Origin of the sequence: Paraburkholderia steynii (assembly GCF_900100565.1) — a bacterium.
GTDB classification, from domain to species: domain Bacteria; phylum Pseudomonadota; class Gammaproteobacteria; order Burkholderiales; family Burkholderiaceae; genus Paraburkholderia; species Paraburkholderia terrae.
In genome coordinates, this window is record NZ_FNDI01000007.1 from 122,588 (window position 1) to 138,028 (window position 15,441).

Genomic DNA, 15,441 nt, shown 5'->3' on the forward strand with positions numbered 1-15,441 from the left:
TAGGCTGAAAAGATCATGCGAAGGCGCGCCGCATTGCGCTGCAGCATCGACCATCAGAAAGCCCTACACAGGAGACACCATGAGCGAGACAGATCAAGGCAAGGTGCGCGCGCTGACGCACGTGATCAACGGCCATCCTATCGATGGCACGAGCCAGCGCTTCGGCGACGTGTTCAATCCGGCGACAGGCGAAGTGTCGTCGCGTGTGCCGCTCGCGAGCGTCGCCGAAGTCGATGCAGCTGTTGCCGCCGCTAACGCCGCGTTTCCCGCATGGAGCGAAACGGCACCGATCAAGCGCGCCCGTGTGCTGTTCAAGTTCAAGGAACTGCTCGACCGTCATCACGACGAACTCGCCGAACTGATCACGCGCGAGCACGGCAAAGTGTTCTCGGACGCGAAGGGCGAAGTGATGCGCGGCATCGAGATCGTCGAATTCGCGTGCGGCATTCCGAATCTGTTGAAGACCGACTTCACCGATCAGATCGGCGGCGGCATCGACAACTGGAACCTGCGTCAGTCGTTGGGTGTGGTCGCGGGTATCACGCCGTTCAACTTCCCGATGATGGTCCCGTGCTGGATGTTCCCGGTCGCGATCGCATGCGGCAATACGTTCGTGTTGAAGCCATCGGAACGCGATCCGTCGGCGTCGATCCGTCTTGCCGAGTTGCTGAAGGAAGCGGGATTGCCTGACGGCGTGTTCAACGTCGTGCATGGCGACAAGGTGGCCGTCGATGCATTGCTCGCGCATCCCGATGTCAGCGCGCTGTCGTTCGTCGGCTCGACGCCGATTGCCGAATACATCTACACGGAAGGCACGAAGCACGGCAAGCGAGTGCAGGCGCTGGGCGGTGCAAAGAACCACCTCGTCGTGATGCCCGATGCGGATCTCGATCAGGCCGTCGATGCATTGATCGGCGCAGCGTATGGTTCGGCGGGCGAGCGTTGCATGGCGATTTCCGTTGCAGTCGCAGTCGGTCATATCGCCGACGAACTGATCGACAGGCTCACGCCGCGTGTGAAGACGCTGAAGATCATGAACGGCATGGAAGGCGAGGCGGAAATGGGTCCGCTCGTGACGGCGGCGCATCGCGAGAAAGTGTCGGGTTATATCGACGCTGGCATCGAAGCGGGCGCGAAACTGGTGGTCGATGGACGCGGGCACAAGGTGCCGGGTCACGAGAAAGGCTTCTTCCTCGGCGGCACATTGTTCGACGATGTGAAGACCGACATGAAGATCTATCGCGAAGAGATCTTCGGCCCCGTGTTGTGCGTGGTGCGCGTGCCCGATTTTGCTTCGGCTGTCGAACTCATCAACAAGAACGAGTTTGCGAACGGCGTGTCGCTGTTCACGTCGGACGGCGGCGTCGCGCGCGCGTTCTCGCGTCAGATTCAGATCGGCATGGTCGGCATCAACGTGCCGATTCCCGTACCGATGGCATGGCACTCGTTCGGCGGCTGGAAGCGGTCGCTGTTCGGCGATCACCATGCGTATGGCGAAGAAGGCGTGCGCTTCTATACGCGCTACAAGAGCATCATGCAGCGCTGGCCGGACAGTATCGCGAAGGGCGCCGAGTTCACGATGCCCGTTGCGAAGTAACGCGAATCAGTAGATTGGAATGGCCGCGGCATTGCGTCGTCAATAACGCAGTGCCGTGCGCATCGCACTTGTGGTGTTGATAAACAAAAAGCAGTAGCGACACAAACGCCCAAAGCGCAATCAGATGCCATGCAACGTGGCCATGCGAAGGAGACAGGGGTGAGCACGACAGCAAGAAAACTCGAAGGCGAATTCGACTACATCGTCATTGGTGCGGGCACGGCGGGTTGCGTGCTTGCGAATCGCCTGACCGAAGATCCCGACGTCACCGTGCTGCTGCTCGAAGCGGGCGGCAAGGACGATTACCACTGGATTCATGTGCCCGTCGGTTACCTCTATTGCATTGGCAATCCGCGCACTGATTGGCTTTATAAAACACAGGCAGAACCCGGACTCAACGGACGTGCATTGTCGTATCCGCGGGGGCGCGTATTGGGCGGCTGCTCGTCGATCAACGGCATGATCTATATGCGTGGGCAGCGCGAAGACTACGACGAATGGGCGCGTGTGACGGGCGATTCGTCGTGGTCGTGGGATGCTGTGCTGCCAATCTTCAAACGTAGCGAAGACCATCATGGTGGCGCGAATGAATTTCACGGCGCGGGCGGTCAATGGCGCGTGGAAAAGCAGCGCCTCAAATGGAAGATTCTGGAGAAGTTCGCCGAAGCCGCGCAGGAAGCCGGTATTCCCGCCACCGAGGATTTCAATCGCGGCGACAACACGGGCGTCGGCTATTTCGATGTGAACCAGAAGCGCGGCATTCGCTGGAATGCATCGAAGGCTTTTTTGCGGCCTGCGTTGCAGCGGGCGAATCTCACCGTCATCACAGGCGCGCACACGCAGCGCGTCGTATTTGAAGGCAAACGCTGCGTTGGTGTCGAATATCGTGGCGACAATGTCGAGTACATCGCAAAGGCGCGCATCGAAGTCGTCATGAGTTCGGGCGCGGTGAACTCGCCGCAATTACTCGAATTGTCTGGCATCGGTAATGGCGCGCGTTTGCAGAATCTCGGGATCGAGGTCGTGAACGATTTGCGCGGCGTCGGCGAAAATCTTCAGGACCATTTGCAGTTGCGCATGGCGTATAAGGTGCATGGCGTGCGCACATTGAATACGGCCTCCGCGCACTGGTGGGGCAAGATGATGATCGGTCTGCAGTATTTGCTGACGCAAAGCGGGCCGATGTCGATGTCGCCGTCGCAACTCGGCGCGTTTGCGAAGTCCGATGTGAACGACAGATCGTTGACGCGTTCCGATCTCGAGTATCACGTGCAGCCGCTTTCACTCGACAAGTTCGGCGAGCCCTTGCATCGCTTCAATGCCTTTACGGCATCGGTCTGCCATTTGCGTCCGACTTCGCGCGGCAGCGTGCATATCGAATCACGCGATCCGCACACTGCGCCGCTGATCGCGCCGAACTATCTGTCGACGGATTACGACCGTCACGTCGCTGCGAATGCGTTGCGTCTCACGCGGCGCATTGCGGCTTCGCCTGCATTGAAACCCTATCGGCCCGAAGAGATCTTGCCGGGCATCCAGTTTCAGACCGAGGAAGAATTGCAGATTGCAGCGGGTCAAGTCGGTACAACCATCTTCCATCCCGTCGGCACATGCCGGATGGGCACATCGAATGATCCAGGCGCTGTAGTGGATAGCCGCTTGCGGGTGATCGGTGTCGAAGGACTGCGCGTGGTCGATGCATCCGTGATGCCTACCATCACCTCAGGCAACACGAACTCGCCGACACTGATGATCGCGGAACGCGCGAGCGACATGATTCGCGCCGACCGTCGTGCGCGAAGAGACAGTCACACCATCGAAACCAACACCGCTTCACCGATGTCCGTTGCATGACACGCAACGTTTAACGTTTTGCGGCACGAAGGTCGCATTAAACACTAAGTGCAAATCCCAATGATTGCGCTGCATCATTGGCGCGACAATGGCACCCATGCTGCGTGGTGCGGCATGGATTACCGTCCGCATTGGTGCACCACGCCACGATTGGCACGGGGGTGTCATCGCCAATAACAGTCGCGACGATTCAGCGCGGCATAAAACGCGGTAATGCTTCGCCTTACTTCGCATGGAAGGGAACATGATTCTCGGCGATACGATACTCGAAACGCGCGGGCTCACTCGTGAGTTCAAGGGTTTTACCGCGGTCAACGGTGTGAACCTGCGCGTGAAGCGCGGTTCGATCCATGCGCTCATCGGGCCAAACGGCGCAGGCAAAACCACCTGCTTCAATCTGCTTACCAAATTTCTCGTGCCCACTGCGGGTCAGATCGTCTTTGACGGCATCGACATCACGGGCGAACGTCCTGCGCAGGTCGCGCGTCGCGGCATCATTCGCTCCTTTCAGATTTCCGCTGTATTTCCGCATCTGACGGCATTGCAGAACGTACGCGTGGGTCTGCAACGTCAGCTCGGCTCGGCGTTTCATTTCTGGAGAAGCGAGCGCACGTTGCGTCAACTCGATGACCGCGCGATCGATCTGCTCACGCAAGTAGGCTTGACCGATTTCGCCGATGTGCCCGCCGTCGAGCTGTCATATGGGCGCAAACGCGCGCTCGAAATCGCCACGACGCTCGGCATGGAACCGGAACTGATGCTGCTCGACGAACCGACGCAAGGCATGGGACACGAAGACGTTGACCGCGTGACTGCGCTGATCAAGAAAGTATCGGCGGGTCGCACGATCCTGATGGTCGAACACAACATGAATGTGATAGCCGGCATCTCCGACACGATTACCGTCCTGCAACGCGGCGAGGTGCTCGCCGAAGGCACGTACGCGGAAGTCTCGAAGAACCCGCTGGTCATGCAGGCCTATATGGGCAGTGCGGACGCGGCGCTTGCCGGAGCGCATGCATGAGCACAGTGAGCGAACAGGAAGACGCATCGGTCAGTGTGGTGAGCGGCGAGCCGGCGCTGGAGATCGCGGGGCTGCAGGCGTGGTACGGGGAATCGCACATCCTGCATGGCGTCGATCTGACCGTCAGCCGCGGTGAAGTCGTCACGCTGCTCGGCCGCAATGGCGCGGGCCGTACCACGACGCTGCGCGCGATCATGGGCCTGACGGGTCGGCGCACGGGCTCGATCCGCGTCGGTGGACGCGAGACGATTTCGATGGCGACGCACCGCATCGCGCATTGCGGCGTCGGTTATTGCCCGGAAGAGCGCGGCATCTTTTCCAGCCTGTCGTGCGAAGAAAATCTGATGCTGCCGCCGCCCGTCGGCGACAAGTCGTTGATGATGTCGATCGACGAGATCTACCAGATGTTTCCCAATCTCCAGGAACGGCGCATGAGCCAGGGCACGCGTCTGTCGGGCGGCGAGCAACAGATGCTGGCCGTCGCACGCATCCTGCGCACGGGCGCAAACCTGCTGTTACTCGATGAAATCTCCGAAGGCCTTGCGCCTGTGATCGTGCAAGCGCTCGCGCGCATGATCGTCACATTGAAAGCACGCGGCTACACGATCGTAATGGTCGAACAGAATTTCCGCTTTGCCGCGCCGCTCGCCGATCGCTTCTATGTGATGGAACATGGACGCATCGTCGAGCATTTCGGTGCAAAGGAACTCGAAAGCAAAATGCCGGTGCTGCACGATTTGCTCGGCGTCTAAGTGGGGTGGACGCATCCCGATCAGAACTCGGGGTCGTCATGGGAACTGCGACGCACGACATACCCAGATGCCTCTGATAACCACAAGCATGGAAAACAGGAGACACGCATGAAACTGAAGAACTTCGCCAGGCTGTCAGCAGTCTGCTTTGCGGCCGCCGCGGGCACGATGTTCGCTGCGGGTAACGCGCAGGCCGCCGATGGCGCGACCGTCAAGATTGGCTACATCACCGATCTTTCCGGTCTGTATGCGGATATCGATGGCCAGGGTGGCCTCGAAGCGATCCGCATGGCGATTGCCGATTTCGGCGGCAAGGTCAATGGCAAGCCGGTCGAACTGGTCTACGCCGATCACCAGAACAAGGCTGATATTGCTGCTTCGCGTGCGCGTGAATGGATCGACCGCGACGGCGTCAATGTGATCATTGGCGGCACCAACTCGGCCACCGCGCTGTCGACCAATCAGGTTGCGGGCGAAAAGAAGGTGCCGTACATCAACATCGGCGCGGGTGCGGACAACCTGACCAACGAGCAATGCACGCCGTACACGGTTCACTACGCGTACGACACGATGGCGCTCGCAAAAGGCACGGGTTCGGCCGTTACGAAGCAGGGCGGCAAGACCTGGTACTTTCTGACGGCGGACTACGCGTTCGGCAAGGCGCTCGAAAAGAACACATCGGACGTGGTCAAGGCGAATGGCGGACAGGTGCTCGGCACGGTGCGTCATCCGTTGTCGGCATCGGATTTCTCGTCGTTCCTGTTGCAGGCACAAGGATCGAAGGCGCAGGTGCTCGGTCTCGCGAACGCGGGTGGCGACACGATCAACGCGATCAAGGCCGCCAAAGAGTTCGGCGTCACAAAGTCGATGAAGATCGCCGCGCTGCTGATCTTCCTGACCGATATTCACAGCCTTGGACTTGAAACGACGCAAGGTCTGGTCGCGACCGATAGCTGGTATTGGAACAAGGACGCCAATACCCGCAAGTGGGCGCAGCGCTACTTCGACAAAATGAAGAAGATGCCGACCAGTCTGCAGGCAGCGGACTATTCGGCCGTCACCACTTACCTGAAGGCCGTGCAGGCAGCTGGCACGACCGACAGCGACAAGGTGATGGATCAACTGCACAAGACGAAGATCGACGATTTCTACGCGAAGGGCTACATCCGTCAGGACGGCAGCATGATCCACGACATGTACCTGATGGAAGTGAAGAAGCCGTCGGAATCGAAAGAGCCGTGGGACTACTACAAGATCACCGCAACGATTCCCGGCGATCAGGCATTCGGAACGAAAGCGGAATCGCGCTGCGCGCTCTGGAAGTAAGCGGTTCGCAGCGGGATGTAACGGGCGGCGCAGCGCCGCCCGTTGTGTCTCGTGAGTGAACTGCGTCGATACTATTCTGACGGCGGATTCAATGGAAATCTTTGGCATTCCGCTACCGGCGATGCTCAGCCAGTTGCTGCTCGGTCTCGTGAACGGCTCGTTCTACGCGATCCTGAGTCTGGGGCTGGCTGTGATCTTCGGTCTGCTCAACGTGATCAACTTCGCGCACGGCGCGTTGTTCATGCTGGGTGCGATGCTCACGTGGATGGGCATGTCGTATTTCAGTCTCCCGTACTGGGTGATGCTCGTGCTCGCGCCCGTGCTCGTGGGGCTGTTCGGCATCGTGATCGAACGCACGATGCTGCGCTGGCTGTACAAGCTCGACCACCTCTACGGCCTGTTGCTCACGTTCGGGCTCACGCTCGTCGTCGAAGGCGTGTTCCATTCGATCTACGGTTCGTCGGGGCAGCCGTACGACGTGCCGTCAGCGCTTGCGGGCGCAACCAATCTCGGCTTCATGTTCCTGCCGAACTATCGCGCGTGGGTGGTCGTCGCGTCGCTGATCGTGTGCTTCGCGACGTGGTTCGTGATCGAGAAGACGCGTCTTGGCGCGTATCTGCGCGCGGGCACAGAAAACCCGAAACTCGTCGAGGCATTCGGCGTGAACGTACCGATGATGGTCACGCTCACATATGGCTTCGGCGTCGCGCTGGCCGCATTTGCCGGCGTGCTTGCGGCGCCTGTGATCCAGGTCTCGCCGCTGATGGGCCAGTCGATGATCATCACGGTGTTCGCGGTCGTGGTGATCGGCGGCATGGGCTCGATCATGGGTTCGATTCTCACGGGCCTTTTGCTGGGTGTGATCGAAGGGTTCACGCGCGTGTTCTACCCGGAAGCGTCGGCGACCGTGGTCTTCGTGATCATGGCGCTCGTGTTGCTCGTGCGTCCGGCAGGTCTCTTCGGCAAGGAAAAATGATGCAGAGAAAAGCGCTCTACGTTCTGCTGCTGATCGCGCTCATCGTTGCGCCGTTTGTCGGCGCGTATCCCGTGTTCGTGATGAAGGTGTTGTGCTTTGCGCTGTTCGCGGCCGCGTTCAATCTGCTGATCGGTTATACGGGTCTGCTGTCGTTCGGACACGCGATGTTTCTCGCATCGGCCGGCTATATCACCGGTTACGCGATCCAGACACTCGGCGTGTCGCCCGAACTCGGCGTGCTAGGGGGCGTGGTGGCGGCGACGCTGCTGGGCTTTGTCGTCGGTATGTTCGCGATTCGCCGGCAGGGCATCTACTTCGCGATGGTGACGCTCGCGCTCGCGCAGATGGTCTACTTCGTGTTCCTGCAGGCGCCGTTCACACATGGCGAAGATGGCCTGCAAGGCGTGCCGCGCGGCAAGCTGTTCGGCGCGTTGAGCCTGTCTTCAGACCTGACGCTGTACTTCGTCGTGCTGGCCGTGATGGTGCTCGCGTTCCTGCTGATCGTGCGTATCGTGCATTCGCCGTTCGGGCAGGTGCTGATCGCGATCAAGGAGAACGAGCCCCGCGCGATCTCGCTTGGCTATGATACGAACCGCTTCAAGCTGCTGGCGTTCATTCTGTCGGCGGGGCTTGCGGGTCTCGCCGGCTCGCTGAAGGTGGTCGTGCTGGGCTTCGAAACGCTCGGCGATGCGTACTGGACGATGTCGGGCCTCGTCGTGCTGATGACGCTGGTGGGCGGCATGGGCACGCTGTTCGGGCCGTTGCTCGGCGCCGCGTTGATCGTTGCGCTGGAAGACCGGCTTGGCGATATCGGCAGCGGGCTGGCGTCGGTGACGGGTGTTGAGTGGTTCCGATCACTTGGCGAGTCGGCGACGATCGTCACGGGCCTGATTTTCATCGCGTGCGTGCTGGCGTTCCGGCGCGGTATCGTTGGCGAGATCGTGCAGCGGGTCAAACCGTTGCGCGCCTGAGTGGGCCAGGAAATTAGTTTGCGATCCGAAATAACGGTTAGCCGCAGCGAAATGACGCGAACATGGAGCGAAACTACAAGAATGCGCCCCATTTTTGTGCGGCGCTGCACCACTAGGGTAAATGCTAGTTGCTCGTGAAGCGTCCCCCGTTTAATCTTCACACAGTTCTGATGCACCGAATTTTGCAGGTGGAGAACGAGGAGACATGAGGCGCATAAGTGCCCATACAAAAGCGCTGTTGGACGAAATCCAACAGCGCTTTTTACTTTTTCCGTTCAGAACTCATCTTCTTCAGCGCACCTTCCTGCGTCGCGCGGCATTGTAAGTCTGGCGTTTTCTCTCTCGCTGCACCCGGCAATTTTCCCCAAAGATTCAAAGCCTTCAAACCGCTTGCCGCCTGCGCTATGCGTCCGCTACACTCGCCATTCGCCGACCATCGGGTCGGCCTTTGGGACATTCGAATCCATTCGAACATCGGGGCGTAGAGGAGCGGAATGAAGTCGGCATTGCGGTGGATCAGCGCGGCACTCGTCGCGGCAGGCGTGTGCGCAACATATAGCGGCGCGGCATTCGCGGACGTGAAAATCGGCATGACGGTATCGGCGACGGGGCCCGCGGCCTCGCTCGGCATCCCGGAGAAGAACACCAGCGCGCTTCTGCCGAAGGAAATCGCGGGCCAGAAAATCGACTACATCGTGCTCGACGATGCGACCGACTCGACGCAAGCCGTCAAGAACGCACGCAAGCTCACCAGTGAAGATCACGTCGACGCGTTGATCGGCTCGACTGTCGTGCCGAACTCGCTGGCCATGATCGACATCGCCAACGAAACGCAAACGCCGATGATCTCGATGGCCGCGGCGGCGTCGATCGTCGAACCGATGGACGCGAAGCGCTCGTGGGTCTTCAAGACGCCGCAGAACGACATCCTGATGGCTACGGCGATTGCGCAACACATGTCGAACCACGGCGTGAAGTCGGTGGCGTTCATCGGCTTCTCGGATGCATACGGCGAGAGCTGGTTCAAGGAATTCAGCAAGGCGGCAGATCTGAAGAAGATCAAGGTCGTCGCGAATGAACGTTTTGCCCGCAACGATGCGTCCGTGACGGGCCAGGTGCTCAAGATGATGTCGCAGAACCCGGATGCCGTGCTGATCGCCGGCGCGGGCACGCCGGCCGCATTGCCCGAAAAGACGCTGCGTGAGCGCGGCTTCAAGGGCAAGTACTATCAGACGCACGGCGTCGCGAATAACGACTTCCTGCGCGTGTGCGGCAAGGATTGCGAAGGCACATATCTGCCCGCTGGTCCGCTGCTCGTCGCCGATCAACTGCCCGATTCCAATCCTGTGAAGAAGGCTTCGCTCGCGTACAAGCGTGCGTATGAAGGCGCAAACGGTGCGGGCTCGATCTCGACGTTCGGCGGTCACGCGTGGGACGCGGGCCTGCTTCTGCAGCATGCAATTCCTATCGCGTTGAAGAAGGGCCAGCCTGGTACGCCGCAATTCCGCGAAGCATTGCGCGTCGCGCTCGAAGACACGAAAGATCTGCCCGGCTCGCACGGCATCTTCAACATGAGCGCGAACGATCACGCGGGTCTCGATCAGCGTGCGCGTGTGATGGTGCAAATCGTCGACGGCAAATGGAAGCTTGCTTCCGATTAAACGAGGCGAATTAACGAATTCGAATTCACAAAAAAGACGCGAGCAGTTGACGCGTCTTTTTTATTGCACGCGAGATGTCTGAATTAAAAAGCAGTGCAGCGGCGAGGGGAGGCGACTAAAGCGGTAGAGCCTGCGTTTGAGGTTTGACGCAATTGCAACGAGCAGGGAAAACCATGCTTGGCAGGCTTATACCCGATAACTAGATTCAGTTACCCGGTTCTTACTGGATTACGACACGCATTTAAAGCGTTTGGAGACAAGCAATGAAAACGACAAAACAATGGGTCCGTACCGCGATCGCGATGGCGCTCGTGTGCGGAGCAAGTGCGGCGATGGCACAGGTGAAGATTGGGGTCACGCTGTCCACGACGGGACCGGCCGCATCGCTCGGCATCCCTGAGAAAAACACGATTGCGCTGCTGCCTAAGGAAATCGCGGGCAAGAGCGTGCAATACATCGTGCTCGACGACGCATCGGATACGAGCCGCGCCGTGCAGAACACGCGCAAGCTGATCGACGAAGATCACGTCGATGCGATCATCGGTTCGACGGTCACGCCGAATTCGCTCGCGATGCTCGATCCCGCTTCTGAAGGCAAGACGCCGGTGATCTCACTCGCGGCATCGGCGGCCATCATTTCGCCGATGGACGCGAAGCGTGCGTGGGCATTCAAGACGCCGCAGAACGACGGCCTGATGGCCGATGCGATCGCCGAGTACATGGAGAAGCACGGCGTGAAGACGGTCGCGTTCATCGGCTTCGCGGATGCGTATGGCGAGAACTGGTACAACGTGTTCAGCAAGGCGGCGGAAGCGCATCATCTGAAGATCGTCGCGAACGAGCGCTATAACCGCACCGATGCATCGGTGACGGGGCAGGTGCTGAAGCTCGCTGCATCGAATGCGGATGCGGTGCTGATCGCTGGCGCGGGCACGCCGTCCGCGCTGCCTGCGAAGGCACTCAAGGAGCGCGGCTACAAGGGCAAGATCTATCAGACGCACGGCGTCGCGAACAACGACTTCCTGCGCGTGTGCGGCAAGGACTGCGAAGGCGAATTGCTGCCTGCAGGCCCGATTCTCGTCGCCGATCAGTTGCCCGATTCGAACCCGGTGAAGAAGTCGTCGCTCGCGTACAAGAACGCGTACGAGAAGGCCTATGGCGTGGGCACCGTGGCGACCTTCGGCGGTCACGCGTGGGATGCCGGCCAGATGCTCCAGCGTGCGATTCCCGAGGCGCTGAAGAAGGGCCAACCCGGCACGGAAGCGTTCCGCGTCGCGTTGCGTGAAGCGCTCGAGAACGTCAAGGACTTGCCACTCTCGCACGGCATCATGAACACGACGCCCACTGACCACAACGGTCTCGACAAGCGCGCACGCGTGATCGTCGAGATCTCTGATGGCAAGTGGAAACTCCAGAACGACTAAGACGGTACGCGCCTCTCGCGCAAGGGCGTGGGGGCCAGCGTATGCGAAAGCGCTTAAGCCACGCAGCAATTTCTGATCGATAACAATGGCAAGCTCTGCCGCGCTGTATCTCAGGCGCGGCAGTTGTTTTATGTGTTTGAGCTTCGCTTCGTGGCGGGTAGTCGTTCGGCCCGCTCTCATTGTTTCTTAGTTTCGATTTCGACGTTCCAGGACGAGGAAGTATGGATCTATCAATTGCGGCGATCCTCGCGCAGGACGGCATCACGACCGGCGCGATCTACGCATTGCTCGCGCTCGCGTTGGTGCTGGTGTTCTCCGTGACGCGCGCCATTTTCATCCCGCAAGGGGAGTTCGTGTCATACGGCGCGCTGACGCTCGCCGCACTGCAGACACAGAAGTTTCCAGCGACGTGCTGGCTGCTGATGGCGATGGGGCTCGCGTGCTTCGTCGTCGAGGTGACCGGCATGGCGCGGCATCCAGAGCGGCGGCGTCATGCGGCGCGCACGCTCGTGATGCTGGTCGGCAAGTATCTGCTGTTTCCGGTTGCAGTCTACGCGGTCACGCGCGGCGTATTCATGCAGCCGCTGCCGATGCTCGCGCAGATCGCGCTGACGCTGCTGATCGTGGTGCCGATGGGGCCGTTCGTCTATCGCCTCGCCTACGAGCCGGTTGCCGAAGGGACGACGCTGTTGCTGCTGATCGTATCCGTCGCCGTACACTTCGCGATGGTCGGCCTCGGGCTCGTGATGTTCGGCGCGGAAGGCTCGCGGACCAACGCGTTCACGGACTCCACGTTCAACGTCGGCAGCATGTCGATTTCGGGGCAGAGCGTGTGGGTGATCGGCGTCGCTGTGGTGCTGATCGGTGTGTTGTATGTGTATTTCGATCGCTCGATTTCGGGCAAGGCGTTGCGCGCGACGTCGGTGAACCGGCTCGGCGCGCAGCTGGTCGGCATCGGCACGACACAGGCGGGACGGCTCGCGTTCACGCTCGCGGCTGGTCTCGGCGTGCTGTGCGGGATTCTCGTCGCGCCGCTCACGACCATCTACTACGACTCGGGCTTCCTGATCGGTCTGAAGGGCTTTGTCGGGGCGATTATCGGCGGGCTGGTCAGTTATCCGCTGGCTTTTGCGGGTTCGATACTCGTTGGCTTGCTGGAGTCGTACTCATCGTTCTGGGCCAGTTCCTACAAGGAAGTGATCGTGTTCACGCTGATCATTCCCGTGCTGCTCTGGCGGAGTCTCGCCAGCCCGCACGCGGAAGAAGAGGAGGAGTGACGCGATGAAACGCATCATGCAAAACAGGTTCTTCTGGTTGTTTCTCGTCGTGATGTTCGCGCTGCCCGTGCTGCCGCAGCCGATCCGCGTGCCCGAGTACTGGGTGACGCTGCTCAACTACATCGGGCTGTATTCGATCGTGGCGATCGGCCTTGTGCTGCTGACAGGCATCGGCGGAATGACGAGCTTTGGGCAGGCGGCGTTCGTCGGCGTCGGCGCGTATGCGACGGCGTATCTGACGACGCAGTTCGGCGTATCGCCGTGGCTCGCGCTGATCGTCGGCGTCGTGCTGACGGCGCTGATCGCGCTGCTGCTTGGTGCCGTCACGATGCGGCTGTCGGGCCACTTCCTGCCGCTTGGAACGATCGCGTGGGGTCTCGCGTTGTTCTTCCTGTTCGGCAATATGGAAATGCTCGGCAAGTACGACGGGATCAACGGGATTCCGGTGTTGAACGTGCTCGGCATCAACCTGGAATCGGGCCGACATATCTACTACCTGATCTGGATCGTCGTGCTCTGCGCCGTGGTGTCTGTTCAGAATCTGCTTAATAGCCGGCCGGGGCGGGCGATTCGCGCGCTGCGCGGCGGCGGCTTGATGGCGGAGGCAATGGGCGTAAATACGGCGTGGATGCGCGTCGTTATCTTCGTCTACGCGGCGGTGCTGGCGGCGATTTCGGGTTTTCTGTACGCGCATCTACAGCGTGCGGTGAATCCGACGCCGTTCGGCCTCAATCACGGCATCGAATTTCTTTTCATGGCCGTGGTTGGCGGTGTCGCGCATGTTTGGGGCGCGGTGCTTGGTGCGGCGATCCTGACGATTCTGCAGGACTATCTGCAGACGCTGCTGCCGAAACTGCTCGGCGAAAACGGCAACTTCGAGATCATCGTCTTTGGCGTCTTGATGGTGCTGCTTTTGCAGTATGCACGCCAAGGCGTGTGGCCGTTCGTCGCGCGCATGTTCCCGCGCGGTCCGCGCGCGCACGTGCCGGATCATGCGGATGCTTTGCCGCAGCGCAGCAAGCCAAGTGCGGGCGAATCGCTGCTGGTGGTGGACAAGGCGCGCAAGCAGTTCGGCGGTCTGGTGGCGGTCAACGATGTCAGCTTCGAAGTGAAGGCGGGGCAGATCATCGGCTTGATCGGGCCGAACGGCGCGGGCAAGTCGACGACGTTCAATCTGGTCACGGGCGTCTTGCAGCCGACGAGTGGCTCGATTTCGTTTCAGGGCGAGCGCATCGATGCGCTCAATTCACGTGAAATCGTCAAACGCGGCATTGGGCGCACGTTCCAGCACGTCAAGCTGCTGCCGGGCATGACTGTGCTGGAGAACGTCGCGATCGGTGCGCATCTGCGCGGGCATGCGGGCGTGTGGCGCAGCGTGGCGCGCCTGAACGCGGCCGAGGAGGCACGTCTGATGGCGGAAGCGGCGCGTCAGATCCGGCGCGTGGGCCTGGAAGAGCATATGTACGACGAAGCGGGCAGCCTCGCGCTGGGCAAGCAGCGGATTCTGGAGATTGCGCGGGCGCTGTGCTGCGATCCGACGCTTCTGCTGCTTGATGAGCCGGCAGCCGGCCTGCGTTATCAGGAAAAGCAGCAACTGGCGACGCTGCTGCGCAAGCTTCGCGAGGAAGGTATGAGCGTGCTGCTGGTCGAACACGATATGGATTTCGTGATGAACCTGACGGATCGACTGGTAGTCATGGAGTTTGGGACACGTATCGCGGAAGGCTTGCCGCAAGACGTGCAGAACGATCCGGCCGTGCTGGAAGCTTATCTGGGCGGGGTGGAGTGATGGTGAATCAGACAACGGCTGCACCGATTCTCGAAGTCAACAGTCTTTCCGTGCGATATGGAAAGGTGGAAGCGCTGCACGGCGCGAAGATCGCCGTCGGCCCCGGCCAGATCGTCTCGGTGATCGGTCCGAATGGTGCGGGTAAGTCGACGCTGCTGAACGCGATCATGGGCGCGTTGCCGGTAACGGGACATGCAAAGGGCGCGATTATGTACCGGGATGAGGACGTGAGCCACGTTCCCATCGAGAAGCGCGTGGGGCGCGGCATGTGTCTTGTGCCGGAGAAACGCGAGCTGTTTGCCGCGATGACGGTCGAGGACAACCTGGTGCTGGGCGCATATCGTCGCAAGCGCGCTGGCGAGCGGAATTATCTCGACCAACTTGAGCCCGTGTTCCAGCTCTTTCCGCGGTTGAAGGAGCGTCGCAAGCAAGCTGCTGGAACGTTGTCGGGCGGCGAGCGGCAAATGCTGGCGGTTGGGCGCGCGCTGATGGGCAAGCCAGATCTGCTGATGCTCGATGAGCCGAGCTTGGGCTTGGCGCCCCTGATCGTGAAGGAGATTTTTCATATCATCAGCGCACTGCGTCAGACGGGTGTTGCCACGCTGCTGATCGAGCAGAACGCACGCGCCGCGCTACAGATCTCCGACTACGGCTATGTGCTTGAAACAGGAGAACTGGCGCTAGAAGGAGCGGCGAATGAATTGGCACAAAATCCGCGTGTCATCGAGACATATCTGGGTCTGACGAAGAAAGTCGCGTAGTCAAAGGATTTTTTGGCTGATTGGCTGTC

Annotated in this window: 12 protein-coding genes; all 12 read left to right on the plus strand. The window is 60.2% G+C overall.

Annotated features, from left to right (window positions below; genetic code table 11):
- Positions 1-79: 79 nt before the first annotated feature.
- The 12 genes from BLT65_RS14865 to BLT65_RS14920 all read left to right on the plus strand — a co-directional run bounded on the left by BLT65_RS14865 (position 80) and on the right by BLT65_RS14920 (position 15,412).
- Positions 80-1,597 (plus strand): CoA-acylating methylmalonate-semialdehyde dehydrogenase, encoded by a 1,518-nt coding sequence (locus BLT65_RS14865; protein WP_039900430.1) that lies wholly within the window; start codon positions 80-82, stop codon positions 1,595-1,597.
- A 129-nt stretch (positions 1,598-1,726) separates the two neighbouring features.
- A complete protein-coding gene (locus tag BLT65_RS14870) occupies positions 1,727-3,451 on the plus strand; it encodes a GMC family oxidoreductase (RefSeq protein WP_208545771.1) in 1,725 nt (574 codons plus the stop codon).
- A 244-nt stretch (positions 3,452-3,695) separates the two neighbouring features.
- The gene (locus tag BLT65_RS14875; protein WP_035987717.1) at positions 3,696-4,475 is read left to right on the plus strand and encodes an ABC transporter ATP-binding protein; all 780 of its coding nucleotides are present in this window, start codon (positions 3,696-3,698) and stop codon (positions 4,473-4,475) included.
- Positions 4,472-5,227 carry an ABC transporter ATP-binding protein gene (locus tag BLT65_RS14880; protein WP_035987372.1) on the plus strand — a complete coding sequence of 252 codons (756 nt, stop codon included), beginning with the start codon at positions 4,472-4,474 and terminating at the stop codon, positions 5,225-5,227. The genes BLT65_RS14875 and BLT65_RS14880 overlap by 4 nt, the downstream gene beginning before the upstream one ends.
- A gap of 108 nt (positions 5,228-5,335) precedes the next feature.
- Entirely contained in the window at positions 5,336-6,553 is a 1,218-nt protein-coding gene (locus BLT65_RS14885; protein WP_042305089.1) for an ABC transporter substrate-binding protein, read from the plus strand.
- A gap of 91 nt (positions 6,554-6,644) precedes the next feature.
- Positions 6,645-7,529, plus strand: coding sequence for a branched-chain amino acid ABC transporter permease (locus BLT65_RS14890; RefSeq protein ID WP_091778743.1), 885 nt, complete (start codon positions 6,645-6,647; stop codon positions 7,527-7,529).
- The gene (locus BLT65_RS14895; protein WP_167306489.1) at positions 7,529-8,500 is read left to right on the plus strand and encodes a branched-chain amino acid ABC transporter permease; all 972 of its coding nucleotides are present in this window, start codon (positions 7,529-7,531) and stop codon (positions 8,498-8,500) included. The genes BLT65_RS14890 and BLT65_RS14895 overlap by 1 nt, the downstream gene beginning before the upstream one ends.
- Before the next feature lie 494 nt (positions 8,501-8,994).
- Positions 8,995-10,161 carry an ABC transporter substrate-binding protein gene (locus BLT65_RS14900; protein ID WP_091778747.1) on the plus strand — a complete coding sequence of 389 codons (1,167 nt, stop codon included), beginning with the start codon at positions 8,995-8,997 and terminating at the stop codon, positions 10,159-10,161.
- Positions 10,162-10,424: 263 nt separating this feature from the next.
- The gene (locus BLT65_RS14905; RefSeq protein ID WP_091778749.1) at positions 10,425-11,585 is read left to right on the plus strand and encodes an ABC transporter substrate-binding protein; all 1,161 of its coding nucleotides are present in this window, start codon (positions 10,425-10,427) and stop codon (positions 11,583-11,585) included.
- A gap of 221 nt (positions 11,586-11,806) precedes the next feature.
- Entirely contained in the window at positions 11,807-12,862 is a 1,056-nt protein-coding gene (locus tag BLT65_RS14910; protein ID WP_042305093.1) for a branched-chain amino acid ABC transporter permease, read from the plus strand.
- Between the two features lie 4 nt (positions 12,863-12,866).
- A complete protein-coding gene (locus BLT65_RS14915; RefSeq protein WP_091778751.1) occupies positions 12,867-14,651 on the plus strand; it encodes a branched-chain amino acid ABC transporter ATP-binding protein/permease in 1,785 nt (594 codons plus the stop codon).
- Positions 14,651-15,412 (plus strand): ABC transporter ATP-binding protein, encoded by a 762-nt coding sequence (locus tag BLT65_RS14920; protein ID WP_091778753.1) that lies wholly within the window; start codon positions 14,651-14,653, stop codon positions 15,410-15,412. The genes BLT65_RS14915 and BLT65_RS14920 overlap by 1 nt, the downstream gene beginning before the upstream one ends.
- Positions 15,413-15,441 lie beyond the last annotated feature (29 nt).